This window comes from Bacillus cereus group sp. BfR-BA-01430, assembly GCF_022663115.1.
Taxonomy (GTDB): domain Bacteria; phylum Bacillota; class Bacilli; order Bacillales; family Bacillaceae_G; genus Bacillus_A; species Bacillus_A cereus_BD.
Genome location: NZ_JAKUEW010000004.1, coordinates 148,350 through 173,337 on the forward strand (window position 1 = coordinate 148,350; position 24,988 = coordinate 173,337).

Genomic DNA, 24,988 nt, shown 5'->3' on the forward strand with positions numbered 1-24,988 from the left:
GAAATGGACGAGAGGATATTAGAGGGGATGGATTAGGAGCTGAGAGAAAAGTAGCACGTACTATTAAGGAATAAAGGGGATAAATAGTATGAATAAGAAGGCCAAAAATTTAAAATATATTATGGTTATATTAGCTTGTATTGCAATTTTGGGTACAGTTTTACCCAGTGTATTAGACCCGAATGTAACATTAGCAGGTAAAATTTCAATTGCAGCTTTTGGTACAATAGGCACCTGTTTCCTACTATCTATCATTTATTTTTTTGTAAAAAAGCTATTTTAAGAGGGAACAAACTTTAGAGTGAGTATTATTTCCAGTAGATTCTGGTAATGTTTTTGCGGAGTATACGGATCTCTTTGAATGATAAAGATATTTCTAGTGTATAGCTCCTTGGTTTTATAAATGAAACAGCATTAGCGTTTCAAAAATGATTTAAAAAAGAAGTTGAAGAAAAACGTTGCTTCTTTTAAGCTATAAATGTTTTTGAAATAGTGAAAGAACCAACCTTAATACATATAGGCTCTTTTTGAACTGTACCTTCTAAAATGGACAGTGCAGTAAAATAATTAAGCATCTAAAAGATAGTTTCGATATTGTATCGGAACTATTTTTTTGCAGTATTTGAGTAAAATCCTATATTTTGGACTTATTCAAATACAACTTCCCTTGGCGCATCTTGTATGAAGACTTTGGAATGGAGGGAGAGATTTGGGCGGAATTGTTATTTAACGATAACTGATAGCCTATATGATATCCTCATCCTTTCAACGCAATAAACTACCGTAAATCTACCTATTTTTCTAGTTTTTTAAAATGTCGAAAAATTTCGGGGGGATATTTAAAAAGCGAGAATATAGGGTTTTTAACGTTTTTATAGTATATTAGTAATTATCTAAATAATTATTTGTATCAAATAATTTCAAACAATGATATAATTTAGAAGAGGGGTAAAAAAACAGACAAAGTACAGTCATAGGGGTGAATTACATGGAACAATTAATGCGAAATTCGTTTCTTTTCTTGTCAAAAAATAAAGCGCTAACAAAACTTGCTAAAAAGTATGGCTTACGCTTTGGAGCAGGTCGCTTTGTCGCGGGAGAGACAATCGATTTAGCTGCAGCTACTATTAAAAAGTTAAACAAACAAGGGCTTTGCGTAACAATCGACTATTTAGGTGAATTCGTTGATAATGAGGCAGAAGCGAATGAAATGGCAAATCAATCAATTGAAGCAATTCGCGCAATTGGGCGTGAAAAGCTTGATTCCCAGCTTTCTTTAAAAATGACTTCCATGGGATTAGATATCTCGGATGATCTCGTAATGAATAATATGCGCCGTATTTTAGAGGCAGCAAAAGAAAATGGTGTATTTGTTACGATTGATATGGAAGACTATTCACGTTGTGGGAAAACAATTGAGGTCTTTAAGCAATTAAAATCTGAGTACGATAATATCGGGACTGTAATTCAAGCGTACTTATATCGTACAGAAAAAGACATTGAAGATTTAAATGCGTATAGTCCGAACTTACGTCTTGTAAAAGGAGCTTATAAGGAATCACCAGAGGTTGCATTCCCAGAAAAGAAAGATGTAGATGAGAACTATAAAAAAATTATTAAAATGCACTTATTAAATGGAAATTATACTGCAATTGCTTCGCATGATGACGCAATTATTGAATATACAAAGGAACTTGTGAAAGAACATAATATTTCACGTGATCAATTTGAATTTCAAATGCTATACGGAATTCGAACAGAACGTCAACTAGAGCTTGTGAAAGAAGGATACAAAATGCGCGTTTATGTACCGTATGGAAATGACTGGTATGGTTATTTTATGCGTCGTCTCGCAGAGCGTCCAGCAAATGTTGCGTTCGTTTTAAAAGGAATTATGAAAAAATAACCCAGGGAGAAAAAATCTCCTGGGTTATTTTAATTGTTCCAGTGCATAATGTGCCATCTTTTTTGTATCGGGATATAGCTCATGACGAGTAGAAGAAAGAACAACGGTAATAACACGTTTTCCCTCTTTTTCATCAACAGTTACGACCGTATATTTCCCTAAAGCAGACAAGCCACTTTTACTTCCCATTGCATATGGATCATCATATAATTCTTCTCGGCCATAGTTCGCTAGTTTCACAGTACGTTCTGAAGTATGTAGTGTTGTACGCGTTGAATTCATATATTGTAAAACAATTGGATATTTCAATGCTTCTTTTGTAAGGATGGCAATATCGTAAGGTGATACTTTATTACCAAGTGCATCGGCACCGCTTGCGTTTTTAAAAGTTGCATGTTTTGTTCCGAGTTCTTTCGCTCTTGTATTCATCATTTTAACGAACTCTTCTTTTGACCCCGCAATATGTTCAGCAATAGATTCAGAAACGGGATCTGCGCTAATGATAAGCATAAGTTTCAATGCTTCATCGCGTTTTAACTTTTCACCAGCGTGCAGCTTAATCTTCTTACTTTGACTTTCCATGTGAATCGCATTTTCTGTAATTGTAATCTCTTCATCTTTTTTAACATTCTCTAACAATAGAATAGTTGTCATGATTTTGGCGATACTAGCGGGATAAGAACGTTCATGTTCTCGTTTTCCATATAGAATTTCACCAGTGTCTGCGTCGATTGTAATACCATACTTCCCTGTAATAGGAGGTTGATCAGCTCTTATATTTTTTTGCCTATGTGCATAGGAAAAGAAAATCATGCCGATAAATAGTGTGGAAATCATTACAATCATGATTATTGTTCGTTTCATTATTTTTCCCTCTTTTGTTACAAATAAATTGGGCAGAAAAAGCAGCCAATACTCATTATGCCACGTTTTCTGCCCAAAAATATAGCGTTATTTTTCACCCATGTTATGTTTTTTATATTGCTGATTGTTACCTTGGCGTCCCTTTTCAATACCGCGATCAGTAGGACCGGCATTTCCTGTTACACTTGCTGCGCTTACTCCAGCTTTTGAAGGATCTTTCTTTAGCTTTGCCATATATATTCCTCCCATTTTGTCATATTCTATTAAAGAAACTATGCATTTGTAGCATAACCGAATAAAAGAAAAATATTTATTTCAGAAAATTTTATCATTAAATATATTGCGAAAATTTAAACAGTATCATATATTTATTAGTAGAGGCTCACTCATTGATTGCGACGTATGTCGAAAAATTGAATGAGCATTCATTCAAGAATAGGGGGAGAAATGGATGTTCCAAATTAAAAAGGCTGCTGTTCTCGGTTCTGGCGTAATGGGTTCAGGGATTGCGGCACATTTAGCCAATATCGGTATACCAACATTATTGCTTGATATTGTGCCACGGGCACTGACAAAAGAAGAGGAAGAAAAGGGACTTACACTAGAGCATAAAAATGTAAGAAATCGATTTAGTAACGGAGCTTTGCAAAAATTAGTGAAACAAAAACCAGCTCCTCTTGCTGTGAAGGATAATTTGGCATTGATTAAAACAGGAAATTTAGAGGATGATCTTGAACGCCTTGCTGAAGTAGACTGGATTATTGAAGTTGTTGTTGAAAATTTAGATATAAAAAAACAACTATTTGAAAAAATAGATGCAGTTCGTAAACTTGGTACGATTGTAAGTTCCAATACATCCGGCATTTCCGTTGAAAAAATGGCAGAAGGTCGTTCAGACGACTTCAAAAAACACTTCTTAGGAACGCACTTCTTTAACCCACCACGATATTTAAAACTTCTAGAGATTATACCGACAAAAGATACAGACCCACAAGTGTTGAACTTCATGAAACAATTTGGCGAAGATGTTCTTGGAAAAGGCGTTGTTATCGCAAAAGATACACCAAACTTTATCGGAAACCGCATCGGAACGTACGGGTTACTTGTAACGCTTCGTGAAATGATGGAACGCGGATATAGCGTTGGCGAAGTGGATTCTGTAACAGGACCATTAATTGGGCGACCAAAGAGTGCAACTTTCCGTACATTAGATGTTGTCGGATTAGATACGTTTGTTCATGTTGCAAATAATGTATATGAAAATGTGCAGGAAGAAGAAAGAGCTGTCTTTAAGGTGCCTACTTTCATGCATGAAATGCTCGATAAAAAATGGCTTGGAAGCAAAACGGGGCAAGGGTTCTTCTTAAAGAAAGGAAAAGAGATTTTAGAATTAAATCCTAAAACGATGGAATATGAAGAGCGTAAAAAATTAAAAGCTGCATCTGTAGAATTAAGTAAACAAGAAAAAGGATTAGCAAATAAATTGAAAGCGCTTGTATATGCAAAAGATCGTGCAGGGGAGTTGTTATGGAATATTATTACACCAACTCTTTTATATTCTGCGAAACTCCATAAGGAAATCGCAGATGATATCGTAGCGATTGACCAAGCGATGAAATGGGGCTTCGGTTGGGAGCAAGGGCCATTTGAAATTTGGGATGCAATAGGAGTAGAAAAATCTGTTCAAAAGATGGAGGAAAACGGTAAGGTCGTTCCAGCATGGGTGAAAGAAATGTTACAGAATGGTTTTGCTACTTTCTATAAGCATGAAAGCGGTGAAAGTTATTATTACGATAATGGAGAATATAAGCGAATTGAGCGAAATAAAAAAGCAATTTCTCTGAAACAATTAAAAGAGAAACATGGTGTTATTAAGAAAAATAGCGGAGCGAGTTTAATTGATTTAGGTGACGGTATTCTTTGCTTAGAATTCCATTCAAAGAGCAATGCAATCGGTATGGATATTACGCAAATGATTAACTACGCTGTTGATGAAGTAGAGAAAAATTATAAAGGGCTTGTGATTGGAAACCAATCGAAAAACTTCTGCGTTGGTGCAAACTTAGCGATGATTTTAATGGAAGCACAAGATGATAACTATTTTGAAATTGAGTGGGTTGTAAAAAGCTTCCAAGATGCAATGATGAAAATCAAATACTGTTCTAAGCCAGTAGTCGCAGCGCCATATGGTATGACACTTGGTGGTGGAACGGAAGTTTGCTTGCCGACAGCTAGTATTCAAGCTTCTAGTGAAACATATATGGGATTAGTGGAAGTTGGTGTAGGTCTTATCCCTGGCGGAGGCGGCAATAAAGAGTTATATATAAAACATTTGAATAAAATGGCAAAAGGCGTAGAGTTTGACTTGCAAAAGGTTGCAAATAAAGTGTTTGAAACGATAGCAATGGCGAAAGTTTCGACATCTGGACAAGAAGCAATTTCTCATAATTTCTTAGGGGATAAAGACGGCATTAGTGTGAATGGTGATCACTTATTATATGACGCAAAACAAAAGGTTCTTGCACTATATGAAGCAGGTTATAAACCGCCAGTTCGTAAGAAAGTTCCAGTTGTCGGGGAAACAGGATATGCAACGCTTGTACTAGGTGCAGAAGCAATGCATTTATCTGATTATATTTCTGAATATGATCTCCATATTGCGAAAAAGCTCGCATACGTCATTGCGGGTGGAAAGGTACCTTATGGAACAGAAGTTGATGAGCAATATTTATTAGATATAGAGCGTGAAGCATTTATGAGTTTAATAAGTGAGATGAAATCACAAGCAAGAATGCAGCACATGCTTGTAAAAGGAAAGCCATTACGTAACTAATAACGAGGGGAGATATCGTTCATGAGAGAAGCTGTCATTGTTGCAGGAGCAAGAACTCCAGTTGGAAAAGCAAAAAAAGGTTCATTAAAAACAGTCCGTCCAGATGATTTAGGTGCGTTAGTCGTAAAAGAAACGTTAAAACGTGCGAATTATGAAGGGCCAATTGATGATTTGATTTTTGGTTGTGCGATGCCAGAAGCCGAACAAGGCTTAAACATGGCACGGAATATTGGTGGATTAGCAGGACTTTCTTATGATGTTCCAGCTATTACAATTAATCGCTACTGCTCCTCAGGCTTACAAAGTATCGCCTACGGTGCAGAGCGCATTATGCTAGGACATTCTGAGGCGGTATTATCTGGCGGAGCTGAATCGATGAGTTTAGTTCCGATGATGGGGCATGTTGTTCGTCCAAATAGCCGACTTGTTGAAGCGGCTCCAGAATATTATATGGGAATGGGACATACAGCAGAGCAAGTTGCGATGAAATACGGAATTTCTCGCGAGGAACAAGATGCGTTTGCAGTTAGAAGTCATCAGCGTGCAGCAAAAGCGTTAGCTGAAGGGAAATTTACGGATGAAACAGTGCCTGTAGAGGTAACGTTACGCATTGTTAACGAAAATAACAAATTGGAAGAAGAAACAATTACGTTTTCGCAAGATGAAGGAGTAAGAGCAGATACAACGCTAGATGTACTTGGAAAATTACGTCCAGCTTTCAACGTTCGTGGCTCCGTAACGGCTGGTAATTCATCACAAATGAGCGATGGTGCAGCATCTGTACTACTAATGGATCGTGAAAAAGCAGTGAGCGATGGCATGAAGCCACTGGCGAAATTCCGCTCCTTTGCAGTAGCCGGCGTACCGCCAGAAGTAATGGGAATCGGTCCAATTGCGGCGATTCCAAAGGCTTTAAAATTAGCGGGATTAGAGCTATCTGATATTGGTTTATTTGAACTAAACGAAGCTTTTGCTTCACAATCGATTCAAGTTATTCGTGAGCTTGGATTAGATGAAGAAAAAGTAAACGTAAACGGTGGCGCAATTGCTCTTGGGCATCCACTCGGTTGTACAGGAGCGAAATTAACATTATCTCTTATTCATGAGATGAAACGACGTAACGAACAATTCGGTATCGTAACGATGTGTATCGGTGGCGGAATGGGAGCTGCGGGAGTGTTTGAACTTCTATAAAATGTGGAAGCGATGTAACGGTTAGAAAAAATAAAGGGAAAGCTAGTATCTCTCGTTACATGAGAGATACGGCTTATGAAAATATGAAGGAGGAGATTTTCATGGAAAAAACAGTGGGGAATGCAGTAAAAGGCGGTAGCTTTTTAATTGATGAGATTACAATCGATCAAGTATTTACACCAGAGGATTATACAGATGAACATAAAATGATAGCAAAAACAACAGAAGATTTTATCGTAAATGAAGTTTTGCCAGAGCTTGAATATTTAGAGCAACACGAGTTTGATCGCTCTGTTCGTCTATTAAAAGAAGCTGGTGAACTAGGATTATTAGGTGCTGACGTACCAGAAGAGTACGGCGGAATTGGTCTTGATAAAGTGAGTTCAGCTTTAATCGCCGAGAAATTTGCGCGCGCTGGCGGTTTTGCTATTACACATGGTGCTCACGTTGGTATCGGATCATTACCAATCGTATTATTTGGCAACGAAAATCAGAAGAAAAAATATTTACCACTACTTGCAACTGGTGAAAAGTTAGCTGCATATGCATTAACTGAGCCAGGATCTGGGTCTGATGCATTAGGTGCAAAAACAACTGCACGTTTAAATGCAGAAGGTACGCACTATGTGTTAAACGGAGAAAAACAATGGATTACAAACTCAGCCTTTGCGGATGTGTTTATCGTATATGCAAAAATTGATGGCGAGCACTTTTCTGCATTTATCGTAGAAAAAGAATATCCAGGTGTATCGACAAGCCCTGAAGAAAAGAAAATGGGTATTAAATGTTCATCAACTCGTACATTAATTTTAGAAGATGCATTCGTACCAAAAGAAAATGTTCTTGGCGAAATTGGTAAAGGGCATGTGATTGCATTTAATATTTTAAATATCGGCCGTTATAAACTAGGTGTTGGTACAGTTGGATCAGCAAAACGCGCAATAGAAATTTCAGCAGAATATGCGAACCAACGTCAACAGTTTAAGCAACCAATTGCTCGCTTCCCATTAATTCAAGAAAAGCTTGCGAATATGGCAGCGAAAACATATGCAGCGGAAAGTTCTGTTTATCGTACAGTGGGCTTATTTGAAAGTCGTATGAGCACATTAACGGAGGAAGAAGTAAAAGATGGGAAAGCAGTAGCAGCTTCTATTGCTGAATACGCAATTGAGTGTTCATTAAATAAAGTATTCGGTTCTGAAGTATTAGATTATGTAGTAGACGAAGGAGTACAAATTCACGGTGGTTACGGATTTATGGCAGAGTATGAGATTGAAAGAATGTATCGTGATTCTCGTATTAACCGTATTTTCGAAGGAACGAACGAAATTAACCGGTTAATCGTACCGGGTACGTTCTTACGTAAAGCAATGAAAGGTGAACTACCATTGCTGCAACAAGCACAAAAACTACAAGAAGAATTAATGATGATGATGCCAGAAGAAGTAGGCGATGAGCCATTAGCGCTTCAAAAATATTTAGTCAAGAATGCAAAGAAAATCGGCTTAATGGTAGCTGGATTAGCAGCTCAAAAATACGGTAAAGCACTCGATAAAGAACAAGAAATTCTTGTGAATATTGCTGATATTGTAAGCAATTTATACGCAATGGAATCTGCCTTGCTCCGTACGGAAAAAGCAATCAAAGCAACAGGTCTTGAAAAGAATAAACAAAAAGTATTATACACGGAAGTATTCTGTCAAGAAGCGTTCAACCAAATTGAAGCAGATGCAAAAGAAACAATTATCGCAGTGGAAAACGGTGATATGTTGCGCATGATGCTATCAGCGCTTCGCAAACTAACTCGCCACACGCCAATGAATGTTATTCCGAAGAAGCGTGAAATTGCGGCGAAGATTTTAGCGGATGAGCGTTATACAGTTTAATATGTAACAAAAAACAGTCACTTATGTGACTGTTTTTTGTTTTAATCAGAAAATTTAAATAAAATCATTGCGAAAACTAATGGTATTAGTTATATTAAAACTAATACCATTAGTTTTAATGGAGGGATGATTATGAAACTGACACAAATAAATAATATATATCAATTGGCATTTTTACCGAATCTATTTCCTGTTAACTGTTATTTGGTGGAAGAAAGTGATGGGTTAACATTAATTGATGCAGCTTTACCATACTGTGCGAAAGGCATTTTACAAGCAGCTGAGAGAATCGGAAAACCGATTACGAATATTGTATTAACTCATGCGCACGATGATCATGTAGGGGCACTTGATGCTTTAAAACGAGTGCTTACGGATGTACCTGTTTTTATCTCAAAAAGAGATGCTCGTTTAATGGCTGGAGATATGACGTTAGAGCAAGAAGAACCAAATACACCGATTAAAGGTAGCGTATCAACTAAAATAAAGACGAGAGCAGATATCTTATTAGAAGATGGGCAACAAATTGGCTCACTTCAGACGATTGAAACACCAGGGCATACGCCAGGGTCCATGTCATTTTTAGATACAAGAAACGATGCACTTATCGCCGGTGATGCTTTCCAAACTCGTGGAGGAGTCGCGGTAGCAGGGCAACTGAAATGGCTATTTCCATTTCCTGCGTTTGGAACTTGGCACGCAGAAACAGCATTAAAGAGTGCGCAAAAATTGTTGCAATATAATCCGTCTGTATTAGCGGCAGGGCACGGGAAGATGATTGAAAATCCAATCTCACATATACAACAAGCGATCGAACAAGCAAATTATCATCTAACAAGAAAGGGAGGATAAAATGTCGCCAAGAATAGGACTTACAATACAGGATATTACAGAAGCTGCAGCACAAATTGCTGATACGAAAGGAATAGAGGAAGTAACATTAGCTGCGCTGGCGCAACATCTCGGAGTTAAGTCTCCGTCTTTATACAATCATGTGAAGGGGCTGCCAGGCGTTCGGAAAAAACTAGGTATATATGCGATGGAGCGACTGTATCATTTGCTCGAACAAGCGGTGGAGGACAAACAGAAAGATGATGCAATTCAGGCATTAGGATTCGCTTACGTGTCGTTTGTTCGAAATCACCCTGGGTTATATGAGGCTACTTTCTTAAGGGATGAAGATGTGCAAAAGGCGGGAGATAGCATTGTCTCACTTTGTTTACGTGTGCTACAGGAATACGATTTAAAAGGAGAACAAGCTTTGCATGCGACGCGTGGATTGCGCAGCATTTGTCATGGATTCGCGTCCCTTGAGCAGCACGATGGATTTGGTTTGCCAATAGATGTAGATACGAGTTTTCATTTACTATTGCGTTCGTTTATTGAAGGGGTTCGTGTGATGAAGTAATAAATATTTGAATGCAAAGGGGAAGAGGGAAAATGAATTTTGTGTTGTTTATGATTCTGTTTACAGTTGGTTGTGGTTTGCTAGAAGCGAAGTTACAAAAGGGTGTGAAATAAAATGTTTGCAGGACATTTTGGCTTAGCTGCAGCAGTGAAAGCAAAGTCACCGAAGATACCGCTTTGGGCTCTTATGTTAAGTACACAACTGTTGGATGTTATTTTTGTCCCTCTTTACGTATTGGGAATAGAGACAATGATACCTGTTGGGAATCATGGATATGGTGAAGTTGTAATACATGCGGATTATTCACATTCTTTTGTAGGAGCATTCAGTATTGCATGGTTGACAAGTATTGTAGCAGGGAGATGTTGGGAAAGGCGGAGTGGTTACGTTATTGGAGCGGTTGTTTTTAGTCATTGGATTTTGGACTTGCTTGTACATCGCATAGATTTGCCACTACTTCCAGGAAACTTTGGAAACTTTCCTTTGCTGGGATTAGAGCTGTGGAAAATTCCAGCGATTAGTATGGTGCTAGAATGTTTACTTATTATATTAGGCGGCTTTTTATATTTTCGATTTGTTGTTTCAAGTGCTACAAAGCATAAAAAACTTATAGCCCAACTTACTGGTGGTATAGTCGTAACTTTACTCATTCTGTCTTTTATTACGGATATATTTGGATTTGCATCTTGAAAGAAAAAATAAGATTGTAAATGTAGCTATGATTACAGCAATGATATTTGTTATGTGATATAGAAAAGCAAAATCGATCATACCCAGTGTATCCTTATAGAAAATGCGTTTAAAAATCAATATGTTAATTTTGTAAAAAGATGAATGTAACGATTCATCTTTTTTTGTGAATGATTATCGAATGTCATAACTTTATATGTATACAATCTAAAAACAAATAAATACTAAATGAAGAATGAGCAAGGAAAGGAAGGTCTTAGTTATGCCAAATTTAACGGAGCTTGAATTAGAAAATTTACGCCATATTATTGGGGGACACACCACAATTGCAAACAAATTAGATCAGTACGCACAGCAGTGTACGGATCCACAGTTAAAACAAATCTTACAACAAGATGCGCAAGCGGCAAGAAATACAAAACAACAATTAATGTCTTTTTTAGGATAGGAGGAAATGACATATGAATGAAAAAGATATGGTAAATGATTATTTAGCAGGATTAAATGCAAGTTTAGCGAGTTATGCTCATTACATAGCGGAGTCCAATAATGAACAGTTACGCCAAACGTTAATTCATATTCGAAATCAAGATGAATTAAGACAACGTAAGGTATTTGAATATGCAAAGCAAAAAAATTACTACAAACCAGCGGCCCCTGCAAATCCAATGATTGTTCAGCAATTGAAAAATGAATTAAGTGCACAGTAGAGCAAAAAACCGGGTAACATTTACCCGGTTTTTTGTATTTGGATATGTCAATAAATATGTAGAAAATATTTTTTTATATGTAACAAATATGACGAAAATAAAGGTGGATATTTCACGAAATATTCATAAAAAATGCTCAACATTTCACAGAGTATCCATGTTTTCTATATTGGAAGTCTTTATAATAATAAGTGTAAGCAGTAAAAATAGATGACATATTCAATTAGGAGAGATCACTACGAATAGAAACACAAGAAAGATCGCAATTATTGGAACTGGATTAGTTGGATCAAGCTGTGCGTATTCAATTGTGAATCAGGGCATCTGTGAAGAATTAGCATTAATTGATATAAATCATGAACGTGCAGTTGGTGAAGCGATGGATTTATCACACTGTATTAATTTTACAAATACAAGAACAAAAGTATATGCAGGTACGTATGAAAACTGTAAAGACATGGACATTGTTATTATTACAGCAGGTCCAGCGCCAAAGCCTGGACAAAGTCGATTAGATACTTTAGGGGCAAGTGCAAAAATTATGGAAAGTGTTGTAGCTTGTGTAATGAAAAGTGGATTTGATGGTATTTTCTTAATTGCTTCAAACCCAGTTGATATTATTACGTATCAAGTTTGGAAATTATCTGGTTTACCAAGAAATCGTGTGATTGGCACTGGAACATCGTTAGATTCCTCTCGATTAAGAACGATTTTATCTGAAATGTTAGAAGTGGATCCTCGTAGTATTCACGGTTATTCATTAGGGGAACACGGTGATTCTCAAATGGTTGCTTGGTCTCACGTAACAGTAGGAGGGAAACCGATTTTACAAATTTTAAAAGAAGGAAAAGAGCGTTTTGGTGAAATTGACTTAGATGAAATTGTGGAAAAAACTGCAAAAGCTGGTTGGGAAATTTATAAACGAAAAGGAACTACTTATTATGGTATTGGAAACTCATTAGCTTATATTGCTAAATCTATCTTTAATGATGACCATCGTGTAATCGCCGTTTCGGCTATTTTAGATGGTGAATATGGTGAGTATGATATTTGTACAGGTGTACCAGCAATTATTACAAGAGATGGTGTGAAAGAGGTTGTTGAACTAAACTTAACAGAAACGGAAGAAAACCGATTTGCAAAGTCAAACGATATTTTACGTGATTATATGAAAACAATTGGTTACTAAACTAGGAGAAGGTGAAACAGATGAAGGAATATATTATGTCTCGTGTTTTTAAAGGTTCTGCCGGAATTGCACAAGGTATTTTTGTATCCCTCGGAATTGGTTTGCTGATTGAAAATATTGGACGAATAGTTGATATACCGATGTTAATTACAATTGGAGTGGTTGCAAAATCACTTATGGCCCCAGCGATTGGAGCCGGAATTGCCTTTATGTTAGGAGCAAATGGGCTTGTTATTTTCTCAGCGATGATTGCTGGAGCCATTGGAGCTGGATCGATTTCAATCACTGCAGCTGGCCTAATGATTAACACTGGTGAACCGATTGGTGCACTATTAACAGCAACTTTGGCCGTTTATATCGGAAAACGATTAAGTGGAAAAACTGCTTTAGATATGATGCTTGTTCCTTCTGCTGCAATATTAGGTTCTGGTATTGTTGGGATTTGGTTATCTCAAAATATTAGCCCGGTCTTAAATGCAGTTGGTGCTTTTATTAAAGAAAGTTCAGCTGGTAGCCCATTTCTTGCTTCTATCGTACTAGCAGTTGCTTGGGGATTATTACTTATTTCTCCAGCTTCATCGGCAGCTTTAGCAATTGCGCTTAGTTTAGATGGAGTAGCAGGCGGTGCAGCGCTGGCAGGGTGTGTTGCACAATTTATTGGATTTTCTGTGATTTCAGCAAAAGAAAATAATTTAGGTGGCATTTTAGCACAAGCACTTTGTACTCCAAAAGTACAACTTCCTAATATCACTAAAAATCCAATCATTCTTCTCCCAACAGTTGTTGCAAGTGCAATTGTTGGTCCTGTTTCTGCACTCATTTTCCAACTGGAAGCAGGAAAAGAAATTGCTGGTCTTGGATTAAGCTCTTTCATCGCACCTATTAATTTAATTTCTAGCCAAGGATTTGATGTTGTACCAGCGATGGTAATCACTTATATCGTAATTCCAGTAGCAGTTTCATATGTCATTTATATCGCGTTACGAAAAGCAGGTCGTATTCATTCTGGAGATATGACTGTGCCGCAATCTTAAACGAAGGCTAAAAATCTCCTTTATATATAGATAAAAGCAGACTGAGGAAGCCACAGTCTGCTTTTCATTTATATGTTATGGGCAGTAAAACTCTTACCTCAAGATGCAAAATAGGTGGGAGTAGGGGAATCGGTGAGATAGTAGAAAATCTCTATTGATTTATTTTATAAGATTGCTTGACTGAAATAGTTATCCTGCTATATCTGTTTACTAATAATAGCTGGATACTGAAATAGAGTATGCTTGCTAGTGTTATGCCAGATACAGCGTCGATAAAGGCATGTTGCTTTGTAAATAGTGTGGATAAAATGATGAGCATGCCAAAGAAAGTAAGCAAGTAATATTCCCATTTATGTTGCTCTCTTCGCTTCAAGGCAGCTAACATAATCACAAATGTTGTGAGAACATGAATGCTAGGGAAACAATTGACAGGCTGATCAATGCTATAAATGTAGCGAACTAAGTTAGAAAATATATCAGTGCCAGCGACTGCCGGACGTGGTACAGTTGTTTGCCAAAGATAATAAATGGAAAAACAAGTTAATTTTCCAAGAATAATGCTACTTAATGTTACATAATATTGTTTTCTGTCGGCAAAGCAATAGTAGATGAGTGCACCATATAAATATGGAAACCAAATTAAATATGGGATAATAAATACTTTTACAAATGGAATCCAATCATCAACGATAGTTGTAGCATCGACAGCATGGACACTAGATTTATTCAGTACATCGTAAAGGGGACTTACGAGTACAAGTAGAAATATATAAGTTAATGGAAGAAACGATGAAAGTTTATATTTTCTCATGATGATCTCCTATTATTTTGTAATGTAAGTAAACCTTGTTGATTATAATATAGAAACTTCAAATGAGCCATTGATTTTACTTACATTTTTGTCATTTGATCTAAAAATGGAGGGGTGCGGGATGAAGCATTTGTATTTCTTGTTCTTTTTTATACTTTTATTAGTAGGAACTGGATGTACAAAGGGGGGAGAGGGAGGAGCATTAGAGTATAACGGCAGAGCGCTTGTCATTGGTGTTATTGGTGAAAAGCCAAAAGATACATTCAGAAATGTAAAGTTTGAAAATATAACATTAAACGAAATGAAACGAAAATCAGAGGAAGTAGATGGCTTTCTTGTGATGAAGGAGAAGTTTCAAGAAGCATCAAACGAACGGTATAAAGAATTGTTTTTATCAATAAAGAAACCAGTGTTTTTTATTGGCTTACAAGATAAATCTTATTCGCTTTTTATAAAGAAGAAGCTAGATTATAACCATGCACCGAAGGATGAAAATGCAATGTATACACAAGGATTTGTAAATATCGGAAGCGGTGAAGGACAGCAGTGGGGGATCGGTTTAACAAACGGTGGCGCTGCAGAGGAAAGTGTTCATAATATGTATATTATTGTGTTTCAGGCGATTGCAGATTATTTAAATAGATAATGAGAGGAGCCTTTAAATAAGGCTTCTTAATTTTGTCTAAACAAACGTTTGTTTAAGATGTATGTTCGCTCTATATACATTTGAAAATTAAATAAACGTTTGTTTAATATATATGTTCGCCCTAAATAAGATAAAAATATTTGTTTTTTGTTATATTATTGTCTTTAAATAGTGAAAAAAATAAAGAGATTTGCAGGATTATTAAAAATTATCACGAAATAAGTTAAAGTTTGAAGAAATAATGGTTTGAAATAATAAAACGTTTTCTATATGATAAAGGTAAAGGTTAGTAAAAAAGTAGGTGAATTTATGACAGTAACATTTTATTCATACCCAAAATGTGGCACATGTCAAAAAGCAAAGAAATGGTTTGAGGCAAACGATGTAGCATATGAGATGATTCATATTGTTGAAAATCCACCGTCACAAGAAGAATTACGCAATTTGCATACGAAAAGTGAATTGCCGTTAAAGAAGTTTTTTAACACAAGCGGTATGCGTTATCGTGAGCTTGGTTTAAAAGATAAGTTAAAAGATGCAAGTGAAGACGAAATGTTTGAACTTTTAGCGTCTGATGGTATGTTAATTAAACGTCCGATTGTAACAGATGGAACAAATGTAACACTTGGCTTTAATGAAGAGCAGTTTGAAAGTATGTGGAAAAAGTACCAATAAGGTATTTTTACATAATTAATACATTCACTGGAGGTACAGTCATGAGCATTCCAAATCATTTACGTTACTCTGAAGAACACGAATGGGTAAAAACTGAAGGTAATCAAGTTGTTATCGGTATTACTCATTTCGCACAAAGTGAGCTAGGCGATATCGTATTCGTTGAACTTCCTGAAGTAGGTGCAACACTTGAAGCTAATGAGCCATTCGGAAGCGTAGAGTCTGTTAAAACAGTTTCTGAATTATACGCACCTGTAAGTGGTAAAGTTGTAGCAGTAAACGAAGAATTAAGCGATCAACCAGAACTTGTTAACGATTCTCCATACGAAGGTGCATGGATGGTGAAAGTTGAACTTTCTGATGTAAGTGAAGTTGAAAAACTATTAACTGCAGAAAAATACGCAGAAATGACAAACCAAGACTAATTTTATTCTAGATAAAAGAGGCAGCCTATGTGCTGTCTTTTTTAATTTGTATAGCACATTGTCATCAAAGGAATGAGGAACCATATTTACCTCACATTCTGAACGAGCCGCTTTTGCTTTTCGTATTGTCCAGCTCCAGCGGCAAGAACAGTCGGTTGTTTCACTCCTTCCTGCGAGGCAAAAATACGCCTCTACGTCAGAAGCTCCATCCCCCTCACATTCTGAGCGAGCCGCTTGCGCTTTTCTTTGTAAAAATAAACAGGAAACAAGATGGAAATATCGAATATACTATATACTAAAGTAAGGTTGTTTTATAGTATATGGTGATCGGGTGATGACACATGGTTTATGTAGAAAAGGTCATTATTGTAGAAGGGAAATCAGATAGAAGAAAGATTGAATCTATTATTCGAGAGCCGGTGGAAATTGTTTGTACAAATGGTACAATTGGTTTGTCGAAAATGGATGAGCTCATTGATCAGTTTTTTGATAAAGAAGTATATGTGCTAGTGGATGCTGATGATGCAGGAGAAAAGCTTCGCAAGCAATTTCGTAAGGAATTTCCGCAAGCTGAACATATTTATATTGATCGTTCATATCGTGAAGTAGCAACTGCACCGTCTTCACATTTAGCAAATGTATTATGGGGAGCTGACATTGACGTTTATACAGAATATTTACGGTAAGGAATGATGATAGAAGTGATTGACTGGACAGGTGCTGAAGCCGCAAATCTAATAGTGAATCAAGAAAAAACAGTGTTATATGTATATACTCCAATGTGTGGTACATGCCAATTGGCGAAAAAAATGTTAACTGTTGTAGAAGCAGCGATTGTTGACTTAGAAGTTGGCATGTTAGATTTAAATTATGCTCCGCATTTAGCACGTGAATATGAGATAGAAAGTGTTCCTTGTTTACTCATATTTGAAAATGGAACTTTGAAGAAGAAAATATATGCATTTCATTCAGTTGAATATTTATATAAGGAACTACAGTAGGCGGCAAAAAATTTGCCGCCTCGACACATTTCTTGGGAAATATGTTGAAATGGCAGAGGCAATACAGTATTTGTCGAGCGAAAGTAAGAGGATTGATGTTTAGGGAATGGAAAGGTATTAGTAGAAAGTGATATGAAGGATGTGATGAGAATGAATGTATATTCAATGCTTCAATCATTTGTAACACATGCTAATAAACAATATCATTTAGAACCTCTTCTGCGTCAAGAAGGAAAAGTCATTAGTATTCATTTTGGAGATGAGTGCCATTCCCTCCAAATTTCAAGGGATTATATACAGCTTTTAAAAGGAGATAGAGGAACCGAACAAATCCATTGCTTTAAAGAAGAAGATTTACAACAATTAGTTACGGGGAATGTTCGTTTGCAAAAGCTGATTCATGAAGGCCGTGTACACTATGCTGGGACATATCGCACGATGCTATTATTGGAGTCTATGTTTCATATTTGTAAACCAATGCCAATGGGCGCTTAATATTCTGAAATTTTTCTTTTTAAGAAATTTTCTATTGACAGAGTGAATGTATGTTGATAAAATTCAAGTCATAAAATATAGACAATTTCATAAATTTCAAATCAGAAGAAAATTGAATCTGATTTCTCTTATCAAGAGAGGTGGAGGGACTGTGCCCTATGAAGCCCGGCAACCGTCAACGATTTTGTTGAAATGGTGCCAATTCCTGCAAAGCAAATGCTTTGAGAGATGAGAGAAAGGATTATGTTGATATACGCATAAAAACCTTTCTGCTCATTGTAAAGCAGAAAGGTTTTTTGTTGTTTGAATGAGGAGGACATTCAAACAACAGGAAAAATCGATAAAAAGTTGAGCGGATAGCGATAGTTCAATATTCTCACACCAAAAATAAAAAAATATGAGAGTCATTTTGAACGAGCTGCTTACGCTTTTTATGAAATCCAGCTTCAGCGGCTAGCTCTTCGCGTCTAAGAACCTCCCGCACGAAAAGGTAAAAAGCACCTTTTGTGCGAGAGAACCTTAGCCCATCAGAGCTGAACGAGCCGCTTATGCTTTTTACGAAATCTAGCTTCAGCAGCTAGAATGTTCGGTGGCTTCGCTTCTTTCTCCGAGGCAAAAAGCGCCTCTACGTCAGAAGCTACATCCATCTTACATTCTGAACGAGCTGCTTACGCTTTTTAATTAAAGGGGTGAACATCATGATTCTATTAGAAAATGTGAAAAAGATATATCAGTCAAAAAACGGTGATGTGATTGCTGTAGATCATGCCAATTTAAAAATAGAGGAAGGCGAAATCTTTGGGATTATCGGATATAGCGGTGCAGGTAAGAGTTCGTTAATTCGCTTGTTTAATCAGTTGGAGAAACCAACTTCTGGTCAAATTACAGTTGCCAATCGTTTGATTTCAGCAATTACCGGTAATGAGCTTCGAAAGGCAAGACAAGAAATTGGGATGATCTTTCAACATTTCAATTTACTTTGGTCAAGAACTGTTCGTGAGAATATTGCTTTTCCTCTTGAGATTGCCGGTGTGGATAAAGAGGAGCGAAAGAAACGTGTAGATGAGCTTATTCGTCTTGTCGGATTAGACGGAAGAGGCGATGCCTATCCATCTCAACTGAGCGGTGGCCAAAAGCAACGCGTTGGGATTGCAAGAGCGTTGGCTAACAATCCGAAAGTACTTTTATGTGATGAAGCAACATCAGCGCTTGATCCGGAAACAACAGATCAAATTTTAGACTTACTACTAGATATTAATAAGCGCCTTAACTTAACCATTGTGCTTATTACTCATGAAATGCATGTGATCCAAAAGATTTGTAATCGTGTCGCAGTGATGGAAAAAGGGAAAATTGTGGAGACAGGTCCTGTACTGGAGGTATTTCGTAATCCACAGCAAGAGATTACAAAGCGATTTGTTCAGCAATTAACAGATTCTGAAGATACGAATGAAACAATTGAAAACTTATTAGAGAAATACCCAGATGGTAAAGTCATTCGTTTGCAATTTATTGGAGATTCTGTAGAGCGTCCAGTGTTACAAGGGTTAATGAGGCGAGATGATGTAGAAGTGAGCGTGCTTCAAGGGAATATCGCGCAGACAAATAATGGAGCGTACGGAAGTTTAATTGTCCATTTAAATGGTGAAGAAGCAGCCATTCAGCAGGCAATAGCAGGAATTCATCAAGAGAAAGTGGAGCTGGAGGTGATTGCACATGGATAAATTGCTCACAAATGTCGATTGGAATCAAATGCTAGAAGCAACAGGAGAAACATTATACATGACGGCAATCGCAGCAATTGCCACATTTATTTTAGGACTTATATTAGGATTATTGCTCTTTATGACAGCGAAGGATAACTTGTGGGAAAACAAAGTGATTCATACAGTAATCGGGGCATTCGTAAATATTTTTAGATCGATCCCGTTCATCATTTTAATTATTCTACTTATTCCGTTTACAAAGATTCTGCTTGGAACCATTCTTGGGGCAAGTGCAGCATTGCCTGCTTTAATCATTGGCGCAGCACCATTCTATGCGAGAATGGTTGAAATCGCGCTTCGTGAAATTGATAAAGGTGTGATTGAAGCTTCAAAGGCAATGGGAGCGAAAACAAGCACAATTATTTGGAAAGTATTAATTCCAGAATCTTTGCCAGCCCTTGTATCTGGTATTACCGTAACGACAATTGCACTTGTTGGTTATACAGCAATGGCAGGTGTTGTTGGCGCTGGCGGACTTGGTACACTAGCATATTTAGAAGGATTTCAGCGGGGAAACAATGATGTGACAATTGTTGCGACAATTTGTGTATTGCTTGTTGTGTTCTTCATTCAATTTATTGGAGATTTTGCGACAACTCGAATTGATAAACGATAAATCAATTAAAAAATGGGAAGGATGTTAACAGCATGAAAAAATTATTACTTTCAGCACTTATTACGACATCAATTTTTGGATTAACAGCTTGCGGCGGGAAAAGTGAAGATAAGCTTGTGATCGGTGCTTCTAATGTACCGCATGCTGAGATTTTAGAGAAGGCAAAACCATTGCTTGAGAAAAAAGGCATTGAGCTCAAAATTGAAAAATTTCAAGATTATGTATTACCGAATAAATCATTAGCAGATAAAGAATTGGATGCAAACTACTTCCAGCATATTCCTTATTTGGAGAAAGAAATAAAGGATAAAGGGTATAAGTTTGAAATCGCGGGTAAAATTCATTTAGAACCGATTGGAGTATATTCTCAAAAATATAAAAGTTTAAAAGAACTTCCAGATGGAGCAACAGTTATTATGAGTAACTCTGTTGCTGACCATGGACGCGGTTTAGCAATCTTACAAAAAGAGGGCGTTTTAAAAATTAAAGATGGCGTAGATCCTGTGAAAGCAACAACAAAAGATATTGCAGAGAATCCGAAGAGCTTGAAGTTTAAAACAGATATCGAACCAGGTCTATTGTCACAAGTGTATAACAATAAGGAAGGCGATGCGATTTTAATTAACTCAAACTATGCAATTGATGCAAAATTAGACCCAGGAAAAGATGCGATTGCGCTTGAAGGCAACGATTCTCCATATACAAACGTAGTGGTAGTTCGTAAAGGGGATAAAGATAAAAAAGAGATTAAAGCGCTTGTAGAAGTATTGCACTCGAAAGAAATTGAAGATTTCATCAAGAAAGAATATAAGGGAGCAGTTGTTCCTGTAAAAGAATAATGGCAAGAAAAAAGGCTGAGAAATTCTCGGTCTTTTTTCTTTATATATATAAGAAGAAAGGTGTATCATAATAAAATGTGAGGGAAAAATCTATACACATTTGTGAAAAAATTATTACTTTTTTTAAGCGTTTGCGATATCATTTTATTTGATATAAAATTAGAATGAGAATAAAATGAGAATGTGAATGTTTTAGGAATTTTTAAAATGTATATAGAGGATTAATGGAGGTATTGAGATGGCTGGTTCTACATTAACGGTTAAAGACTTACATGTATCAATCGATGGCAAAGAGATTTTAAAAGGTGTAAACCTGGAAGTGAAAGGTGGAGAAATCCACGCAATTATGGGACCTAACGGAACAGGTAAATCAACTTTATCTTCTGCAATTATGGGTCACCCAAAATATGAAGTAACAGAAGGAAGCATCATCATCGATGGTGAAGATGTATTAGAAATGGAAGTAGATGAGCGTGCACAAGCAGGTCTATTCCTAGCAATGCAATATCCAAGTGAAATTAGCGGAGTAACAAACGCTGACTTCTTACGTTCGGCAATTAACGCACGCCGCGAGGAAGGCGATGAAATTTCTCTTATGAAATTTATCCGTAAATTAGATAAAAACATGGAATTTCTAGAAATGGATCCAGAAATGGCACAACGTTACTTAAACGAAGGTTTCTCTGGCGGTGAGAAAAAACGTAACGAAATTCTTCAATTAATGATGATTGAGCCAAAAATTGCAATCTTAGATGAAATCGACTCTGGTCTTGATATCGATGCATTAAAAGTTGTATCTAAAGGTATTAACGAAATGCGCGGCGAAGAGTTTGGTTGCTTAATGATTACGCATTACCAACGTTTATTAAACTACATTACTCCAGACTTCGTTCACGTTATGATGAACGGTCGTATTGTAAAATCTGGTGGCCCTGAGCTTGCTCAACGTCTAGAAGCTGAAGGTTATGACTGGATCAAAAAAGAATTAGGTATTGAAGACGAAACAGCAGAGCAAGAAGCGTAAGAGAGGAGCATAAATATGACAATCGGTACATTACCTTTCGATCAAGAAACAATCCGTCAGCGCGCAAGCGAAGGAAACGAAGCTGCTTGGTTGACTGAGTTCCGCTTACAAGCTCTTGCACAAGCAACTGAACTTCCAATGCCAACGCCTGATAAAACAAAAATCGATAAATGGGACTTTATCGGAAAAGGCACTACTCTTAAGCAAGAGCCTGTAAGTTCTTTAGCGGAACTTCCAGAAGCAGTGAAAAACTTAATTGATGAAAATAATAACGTACTAGTGGGACGCACTGGCACAAAAGCATTTGTTTCTTTAGCGGATGAAGCAAAAGAAAAAGGTGTTATTTTTACAGATATCGTAACGGCTGCAACTGAGCATGCTGAATTAGTACAAAAGTACTTAATGAAAGATGGCGTGAAAGTGGATGAGCATCGTTTAACAGCACTTCACGCAGCATTAATCAATGGCGGGGCATTTGTATATGTTCCGAAAAATGTTGTACTTGAAACACCACTTCAAGCAGTATTTTTAGTAGATGGCGAAGAAGCAAACTTATATAACCATGTATTATTCGTAGCTGATGAAAACAGTTCTGCAACTTACGTGGAAAACTATGTAGCAAATGAAAATGTTACTGGTATTGCAAATATCGTAGCAGAAGTAATCGTAGAACAAGGTGCACAGGTGAAATTTGGTGCGGTGGACCTATTAGCGAAAGATGTAACAACGTATGTAAATCGTCGCGGTGTTGTAGGACGCGATGCTCGTATTGAATGGGCATTAGGTCTTATGAACGACGGTGATACAATTTCAGAGAACGTAACGAATTTAATGGGTGACGGATCATTTGCTGATACAAAAACAGTAACAATTGGTCGCGGCAATCAAACACAAAACTTTACAACAAAAGTTGTTCATTTTGGTAAACACTCTGAAGGTTATATTTTAAAACATGGTGTACAAAAGGATAGCGCAACTTCTATCTTTAACGGAATTGGTAAGATTGAACACGGTGCATCTAAATCAAATGCGCAACAATCTTCTCGCGTTCTTATGTTAAATGAAAAAGCACGCGGTGATGCAAACCCAATTCTTCTAATTGATGAAGATGATGTAATGGCAGGTCACGCAGCTTCTGTTGGCCGCGTAGATCCAGTACAACTATACTACTTAATGAGTCGTGGTATTCCGAAGAAAGAAGCGGAGCGCTTAGTCATCCATGGATTCTTAGCACCTGTAGTAAATGAGCTTCCAATTGAAGGAGTAAAAGCACAGCTTGTTGAGGTAATCGAAAGGAAAGTTCGCTAATGAATATTCATGAAATACGCAAACAGTTTCCAATTCTTGATCAAAAAGTGAACGGCAAACAACTTGTTTATTTCGATAGTGCAGCAACTTCTCAAAAACCAATTCAAGTGATTGAAACGTTAGAACGTTACTATAAAGAATATAATTCTAACGTGCATCGCGGTGTTCATACGCTCGGTACAAAAGCTACCGATGCGTATGAAGGTGCACGTGAGAAAGTTCGCAAGTTTATTAATGCGAAATCAATGGAAGAAATTATTTTCACACGCGGAACAACAACTGCATTAAATACAGTAGCAGCAAGCTATGGCCGTGAAAATGTAAAAGAAGGCGATGAAATTGTCATCTCTTACATGGAGCACCATAGTAACATTATTCCGTGGCAACAAGTTGCAAAGAAAACAGGGGCAACGTTAAAATATCTTCCGCTTCAGCCAGATGGAACAATCTCTATTGAAGATGCCCGTCAAACCATTACACCAAATACGAAAATTGTTTCTATCATGTATGTATCAAACGTACTTGGAACGATTAACCCTGTAAAAGAAATTGCGGAAATCGCTCATCAAAACGGTGCCATTATGGTCGTTGACGGTGCACAAAGTACACCTCATATGAAAGTAGATGTACAAGATTTAAATTGCGATTTCTATGCGTTATCCGCTCATAAAATGTGCGGGCCTACAGGTATCGGTGTATTATACGGTAAGAAGGAATTGCTAGAAAATATGGAGCCAATTGAATTTGGCGGTGAAATGATTGATTTCGTAGATTTACAAGATTCTACGTGGAAAGAACTTCCTTGGAAATTTGAAGCGGGTACACCGATTATCGGAAATGCAATCGGACTTGGCGCGGCAATTGATTTCCTAGAAGAAATCGGTCTTGATAATATTGAAAAGCATGAACATGAATTAGCGCAGTACGCTTTAGAAAGACTATCAGAAGTAGATGGCGTTACAATTTATGGGCCAAAGCATCGAGCTGGTCTTGTTACATTTAATATTGATGAAGTACATCCACACGATGTTGCGACAGTACTAGATGTAGAAGGCATTGCGGTTCGCGCAGGACATCACTGTGCACAACCGCTTATGAAGTGGCTAAAAGCTTCTTCTACAGCACGTGCAAGCTTCTATTTATATAATACAAAAGAAGAAATTGATACATTTGTTGAAGCGCTAACGAAAACAAAGGAGTATTTCACAAATGTCTTTTAATAATTTAGATACGTTATATCGTCAAGTTATTATGGATCATTATAAGAATCCACGTAACCATGGCGTATTAGAAGATAGTGTTACAGTTAACTTAAACAACCCAACTTGCGGCGATCGTATTCAGCTTACGATGAAAGTAGAAGAGGGAATCGTGAAAGAAGCGAAGTTTGAGGGGGAAGGATGTTCCATTTCAATGTCTTCAGCTTCGATGATGACGCAAGCGGTAAAAGGAAAGAAAATTGAAGAGGCACTTAAGCTTTCGAAAATTTTCTCTGACATGATGCTAGGAAAAGAGTATGATGACAGCGTAGATTTAGGAGATATTGAAGCATTACAAGGTGTATGCAAGTTTCCAGCGCGTATTAAATGTGCAACATTAGCTTGGAAAGCGTTAGAAAAAGGCTTAAACGAAGAAAAGTAATGTGAGAAGTTCCTAAAGACGGAGTTA

28 protein-coding genes and 1 riboswitch are annotated in these 24,988 nt (G+C 37.0%); of the genes, 25 read left to right on the forward strand and 3 right to left on the reverse strand.

Annotation, left to right across the window (positions count from 1 at the left end):
• Positions 1 to 88 precede the first annotated feature (88 nt).
• Both MR058_RS10610 and MR058_RS10615 read left to right on the forward strand, forming a co-directional pair.
• Complete coding sequence (locus MR058_RS10610) at positions 89 to 283, forward strand: hypothetical protein (RefSeq protein ID WP_242143997.1); 195 nt, start codon at positions 89 to 91, stop codon at positions 281 to 283.
• Between the two features lie 705 nt (positions 284 to 988).
• Positions 989 to 1,906 carry a proline dehydrogenase family protein gene (locus tag MR058_RS10615; protein ID WP_242143998.1) on the forward strand — a complete coding sequence of 306 codons (918 nt, stop codon included), beginning with the start codon at positions 989 to 991 and terminating at the stop codon, positions 1,904 to 1,906.
• Positions 1,907 to 1,930: 24 nt separating this feature from the next.
• Here MR058_RS10615 and MR058_RS10620 read toward each other — a convergent pair whose 3' ends face one another.
• Complete coding sequence (locus tag MR058_RS10620; protein WP_242143999.1) at positions 1,931 to 2,770, reverse strand: D-alanyl-D-alanine carboxypeptidase family protein; 840 nt, start codon at positions 2,768 to 2,770, stop codon at positions 1,931 to 1,933.
• Positions 2,771 to 2,857: 87 nt separating this feature from the next.
• Positions 2,858 to 3,004, reverse strand: coding sequence for a YuzL family protein (locus MR058_RS10625; protein WP_012096049.1), 147 nt, complete (start codon positions 3,002 to 3,004; stop codon positions 2,858 to 2,860).
• 217 nt (positions 3,005 to 3,221) lie between these two features.
• On the opposite strand from MR058_RS10625, the gene MR058_RS10630 reads away from it, so the two are divergent.
• The 10 genes from MR058_RS10630 (at position 3,222) to MR058_RS10675 (ending at position 13,714) form a co-directional block, all read left to right on the forward strand.
• Positions 3,222 to 5,603 carry a 3-hydroxyacyl-CoA dehydrogenase/enoyl-CoA hydratase family protein gene (locus MR058_RS10630; protein ID WP_242144000.1) on the forward strand — a complete coding sequence of 794 codons (2,382 nt, stop codon included), beginning with the start codon at positions 3,222 to 3,224 and terminating at the stop codon, positions 5,601 to 5,603.
• A 21-nt stretch (positions 5,604 to 5,624) separates the two neighbouring features.
• Entirely contained in the window at positions 5,625 to 6,797 is a 1,173-nt protein-coding gene (locus tag MR058_RS10635; protein ID WP_242144001.1) for an acetyl-CoA C-acetyltransferase, read from the forward strand.
• A 101-nt stretch (positions 6,798 to 6,898) separates the two neighbouring features.
• A complete protein-coding gene (locus MR058_RS10640) occupies positions 6,899 to 8,683 on the forward strand; it encodes an acyl-CoA dehydrogenase family protein (RefSeq protein ID WP_242144002.1) in 1,785 nt (594 codons plus the stop codon).
• A 132-nt stretch (positions 8,684 to 8,815) separates the two neighbouring features.
• Positions 8,816 to 9,535 (forward strand): MBL fold metallo-hydrolase, encoded by a 720-nt coding sequence (locus tag MR058_RS10645; protein WP_242144003.1) that lies wholly within the window; start codon positions 8,816 to 8,818, stop codon positions 9,533 to 9,535.
• 1 nt (position 9,536) lies between these two features.
• Positions 9,537 to 10,091 (forward strand): TetR/AcrR family transcriptional regulator, encoded by a 555-nt coding sequence (locus MR058_RS10650; RefSeq protein ID WP_242144004.1) that lies wholly within the window; start codon positions 9,537 to 9,539, stop codon positions 10,089 to 10,091.
• 114 nt (positions 10,092 to 10,205) lie between these two features.
• On the forward strand, positions 10,206 to 10,781 hold the full coding sequence (locus tag MR058_RS10655; protein WP_242144005.1) for a permease: 576 nt from the start codon (positions 10,206 to 10,208) through the stop codon (positions 10,779 to 10,781).
• Positions 10,782 to 11,043: 262 nt separating this feature from the next.
• On the forward strand, positions 11,044 to 11,229 hold the full coding sequence (locus MR058_RS10660) for a hypothetical protein (RefSeq protein WP_012096045.1): 186 nt from the start codon (positions 11,044 to 11,046) through the stop codon (positions 11,227 to 11,229).
• Positions 11,230 to 11,242: 13 nt separating this feature from the next.
• Positions 11,243 to 11,491, forward strand: coding sequence for a spore coat protein (locus MR058_RS10665; RefSeq protein WP_012096044.1), 249 nt, complete (start codon positions 11,243 to 11,245; stop codon positions 11,489 to 11,491).
• Between the two features lie 232 nt (positions 11,492 to 11,723).
• Positions 11,724 to 12,680: an L-lactate dehydrogenase gene (locus tag MR058_RS10670; RefSeq protein WP_472927010.1), complete on the forward strand. Its 957-nt coding sequence runs from the start codon at positions 11,724 to 11,726 to the stop codon at positions 12,678 to 12,680.
• A 20-nt stretch (positions 12,681 to 12,700) separates the two neighbouring features.
• The gene (locus MR058_RS10675) at positions 12,701 to 13,714 is read left to right on the forward strand and encodes a PTS sugar transporter subunit IIC (protein WP_242144006.1); all 1,014 of its coding nucleotides are present in this window, start codon (positions 12,701 to 12,703) and stop codon (positions 13,712 to 13,714) included.
• A 151-nt stretch (positions 13,715 to 13,865) separates the two neighbouring features.
• Here the strand turns inward: MR058_RS10675 and MR058_RS10680 are convergent, their stop codons facing one another.
• On the reverse strand, positions 13,866 to 14,525 hold the full coding sequence (locus tag MR058_RS10680; protein ID WP_242144007.1) for a phosphatase PAP2 family protein: 660 nt from the start codon (positions 14,523 to 14,525) through the stop codon (positions 13,866 to 13,868).
• Between the two features lie 121 nt (positions 14,526 to 14,646).
• Between MR058_RS10680 and MR058_RS10685 the strand changes: the two genes are divergently transcribed.
• The 13 genes from MR058_RS10685 to sufU all read left to right on the forward strand — a co-directional run bounded on the left by MR058_RS10685 (position 14,647) and on the right by sufU (position 24,961).
• Positions 14,647 to 15,171 carry a hypothetical protein gene (locus MR058_RS10685; protein WP_242144008.1) on the forward strand — a complete coding sequence of 175 codons (525 nt, stop codon included), beginning with the start codon at positions 14,647 to 14,649 and terminating at the stop codon, positions 15,169 to 15,171.
• Positions 15,172 to 15,480: 309 nt separating this feature from the next.
• Positions 15,481 to 15,846 (forward strand): arsenate reductase family protein, encoded by a 366-nt coding sequence (locus tag MR058_RS10690; RefSeq protein ID WP_242144009.1) that lies wholly within the window; start codon positions 15,481 to 15,483, stop codon positions 15,844 to 15,846.
• Positions 15,847 to 15,887: 41 nt separating this feature from the next.
• The gene (gcvH, locus tag MR058_RS10695) at positions 15,888 to 16,271 is read left to right on the forward strand and encodes a glycine cleavage system protein GcvH (RefSeq protein ID WP_242144010.1); all 384 of its coding nucleotides are present in this window, start codon (positions 15,888 to 15,890) and stop codon (positions 16,269 to 16,271) included.
• 341 nt (positions 16,272 to 16,612) lie between these two features.
• Positions 16,613 to 16,957, forward strand: coding sequence for a toprim domain-containing protein (locus MR058_RS10700; protein WP_012096037.1), 345 nt, complete (start codon positions 16,613 to 16,615; stop codon positions 16,955 to 16,957).
• Positions 16,958 to 16,963: 6 nt separating this feature from the next.
• Positions 16,964 to 17,272, forward strand: coding sequence for a thioredoxin family protein (locus MR058_RS10705; protein ID WP_242144093.1), 309 nt, complete (start codon positions 16,964 to 16,966; stop codon positions 17,270 to 17,272).
• 150 nt (positions 17,273 to 17,422) lie between these two features.
• Positions 17,423 to 17,767, forward strand: a complete 345-nt coding sequence (locus tag MR058_RS10710) for a hypothetical protein (RefSeq protein WP_242144011.1) — start codon at positions 17,423 to 17,425, stop codon at positions 17,765 to 17,767.
• A gap of 125 nt (positions 17,768 to 17,892) precedes the next feature.
• Positions 17,893 to 18,002, forward strand: a riboswitch (SAM riboswitch).
• Between the two features lie 463 nt (positions 18,003 to 18,465).
• Positions 18,466 to 19,491 carry a methionine ABC transporter ATP-binding protein gene (locus MR058_RS10715; protein ID WP_242144012.1) on the forward strand — a complete coding sequence of 342 codons (1,026 nt, stop codon included), beginning with the start codon at positions 18,466 to 18,468 and terminating at the stop codon, positions 19,489 to 19,491.
• Complete coding sequence (locus tag MR058_RS10720; protein ID WP_242144013.1) at positions 19,484 to 20,149, forward strand: methionine ABC transporter permease; 666 nt, start codon at positions 19,484 to 19,486, stop codon at positions 20,147 to 20,149. Before MR058_RS10715 ends, MR058_RS10720 begins: the two co-directional genes overlap by 8 nt.
• 32 nt (positions 20,150 to 20,181) lie before the next feature.
• Positions 20,182 to 20,988 (forward strand): methionine ABC transporter substrate-binding lipoprotein MetQ, encoded by an 807-nt coding sequence (metQ, locus tag MR058_RS10725; protein ID WP_242144014.1) that lies wholly within the window; start codon positions 20,182 to 20,184, stop codon positions 20,986 to 20,988.
• Positions 20,989 to 21,226: 238 nt separating this feature from the next.
• Entirely contained in the window at positions 21,227 to 22,012 is a 786-nt protein-coding gene (sufC, locus tag MR058_RS10730; protein WP_017153244.1) for a Fe-S cluster assembly ATPase SufC, read from the forward strand.
• Between the two features lie 15 nt (positions 22,013 to 22,027).
• Positions 22,028 to 23,320 carry a Fe-S cluster assembly protein SufD gene (gene sufD / locus MR058_RS10735; protein WP_242144015.1) on the forward strand — a complete coding sequence of 431 codons (1,293 nt, stop codon included), beginning with the start codon at positions 22,028 to 22,030 and terminating at the stop codon, positions 23,318 to 23,320.
• A complete protein-coding gene (gene sufS / locus MR058_RS10740; RefSeq protein WP_012096029.1) occupies positions 23,320 to 24,540 on the forward strand; it encodes a cysteine desulfurase SufS in 1,221 nt (406 codons plus the stop codon). Before sufD ends, sufS begins: the two co-directional genes overlap by 1 nt.
• Positions 24,530 to 24,961, forward strand: coding sequence for a Fe-S cluster assembly sulfur transfer protein SufU (gene sufU, locus MR058_RS10745; protein ID WP_087099315.1), 432 nt, complete (start codon positions 24,530 to 24,532; stop codon positions 24,959 to 24,961). The genes sufS and sufU overlap by 11 nt, the downstream gene beginning before the upstream one ends.
• Positions 24,962 to 24,988: the final 27 nt, after the last annotated feature.

What these genes read in the sequence shown, in the direction of transcription:
- MR058_RS10635 (WP_242144001.1), top strand. Translation starts at nt 5,625, where the DNA reads ATGAGAGAAGCTGTCATTGTTGCAGGAGCAAGAACTCCAGTTGGAAAA.
- sufD (WP_242144015.1), top strand. Translation starts at nt 22,028, where the DNA reads ATGACAATCGGTACATTACCTTTCGATCAAGAAACAATCCGTCAGCGC.
- MR058_RS10690 (WP_242144009.1), top strand. Translation starts at nt 15,481, where the DNA reads ATGACAGTAACATTTTATTCATACCCAAAATGTGGCACATGTCAAAAA.
- MR058_RS10675 (WP_242144006.1), top strand. Translation starts at nt 12,701, where the DNA reads ATGAAGGAATATATTATGTCTCGTGTTTTTAAAGGTTCTGCCGGAATT.
- MR058_RS10700 (WP_012096037.1), top strand. Translation starts at nt 16,613, where the DNA reads ATGGTTTATGTAGAAAAGGTCATTATTGTAGAAGGGAAATCAGATAGA.
- sufC (WP_017153244.1), top strand. Translation starts at nt 21,227, where the DNA reads ATGGCTGGTTCTACATTAACGGTTAAAGACTTACATGTATCAATCGAT.
- sufS (WP_012096029.1), top strand. Translation starts at nt 23,320, where the DNA reads ATGAATATTCATGAAATACGCAAACAGTTTCCAATTCTTGATCAAAAA.
- MR058_RS10610 (WP_242143997.1), top strand. Translation starts at nt 89, where the DNA reads ATGAATAAGAAGGCCAAAAATTTAAAATATATTATGGTTATATTAGCT.
- MR058_RS10655 (WP_242144005.1), top strand. Translation starts at nt 10,206, where the DNA reads ATGTTTGCAGGACATTTTGGCTTAGCTGCAGCAGTGAAAGCAAAGTCA.
- sufU (WP_087099315.1), top strand. Translation starts at nt 24,530, where the DNA reads ATGTCTTTTAATAATTTAGATACGTTATATCGTCAAGTTATTATGGAT.
- MR058_RS10665 (WP_012096044.1), top strand. Translation starts at nt 11,243, where the DNA reads ATGAATGAAAAAGATATGGTAAATGATTATTTAGCAGGATTAAATGCA.
- MR058_RS10645 (WP_242144003.1), top strand. Translation starts at nt 8,816, where the DNA reads ATGAAACTGACACAAATAAATAATATATATCAATTGGCATTTTTACCG.
- MR058_RS10640 (WP_242144002.1), top strand. Translation starts at nt 6,899, where the DNA reads ATGGAAAAAACAGTGGGGAATGCAGTAAAAGGCGGTAGCTTTTTAATT.
- MR058_RS10720 (WP_242144013.1), top strand. Translation starts at nt 19,484, where the DNA reads ATGGATAAATTGCTCACAAATGTCGATTGGAATCAAATGCTAGAAGCA.
- gcvH (WP_242144010.1), top strand. Translation starts at nt 15,888, where the DNA reads ATGAGCATTCCAAATCATTTACGTTACTCTGAAGAACACGAATGGGTA.
- MR058_RS10660 (WP_012096045.1), top strand. Translation starts at nt 11,044, where the DNA reads ATGCCAAATTTAACGGAGCTTGAATTAGAAAATTTACGCCATATTATT.
- metQ (WP_242144014.1), top strand. Translation starts at nt 20,182, where the DNA reads ATGAAAAAATTATTACTTTCAGCACTTATTACGACATCAATTTTTGGA.
- MR058_RS10620 (WP_242143999.1), bottom strand. Translation starts at nt 2,770, where the DNA reads ATGAAACGAACAATAATCATGATTGTAATGATTTCCACACTATTTATC.
- MR058_RS10680 (WP_242144007.1), bottom strand. Translation starts at nt 14,525, where the DNA reads ATGAGAAAATATAAACTTTCATCGTTTCTTCCATTAACTTATATATTT.
- MR058_RS10625 (WP_012096049.1), bottom strand. Translation starts at nt 3,004, where the DNA reads ATGGCAAAGCTAAAGAAAGATCCTTCAAAAGCTGGAGTAAGCGCAGCA.
- MR058_RS10615 (WP_242143998.1), top strand. Translation starts at nt 989, where the DNA reads ATGGAACAATTAATGCGAAATTCGTTTCTTTTCTTGTCAAAAAATAAA.
- MR058_RS10630 (WP_242144000.1), top strand. Translation starts at nt 3,222, where the DNA reads ATGTTCCAAATTAAAAAGGCTGCTGTTCTCGGTTCTGGCGTAATGGGT.
- MR058_RS10650 (WP_242144004.1), top strand. Translation starts at nt 9,537, where the DNA reads ATGTCGCCAAGAATAGGACTTACAATACAGGATATTACAGAAGCTGCA.
- MR058_RS10705 (WP_242144093.1), top strand. Translation starts at nt 16,964, where the DNA reads ATGATAGAAGTGATTGACTGGACAGGTGCTGAAGCCGCAAATCTAATA.
- MR058_RS10685 (WP_242144008.1), top strand. Translation starts at nt 14,647, where the DNA reads ATGAAGCATTTGTATTTCTTGTTCTTTTTTATACTTTTATTAGTAGGA.
- MR058_RS10710 (WP_242144011.1), top strand. Translation starts at nt 17,423, where the DNA reads ATGAATGTATATTCAATGCTTCAATCATTTGTAACACATGCTAATAAA.
- MR058_RS10715 (WP_242144012.1), top strand. Translation starts at nt 18,466, where the DNA reads ATGATTCTATTAGAAAATGTGAAAAAGATATATCAGTCAAAAAACGGT.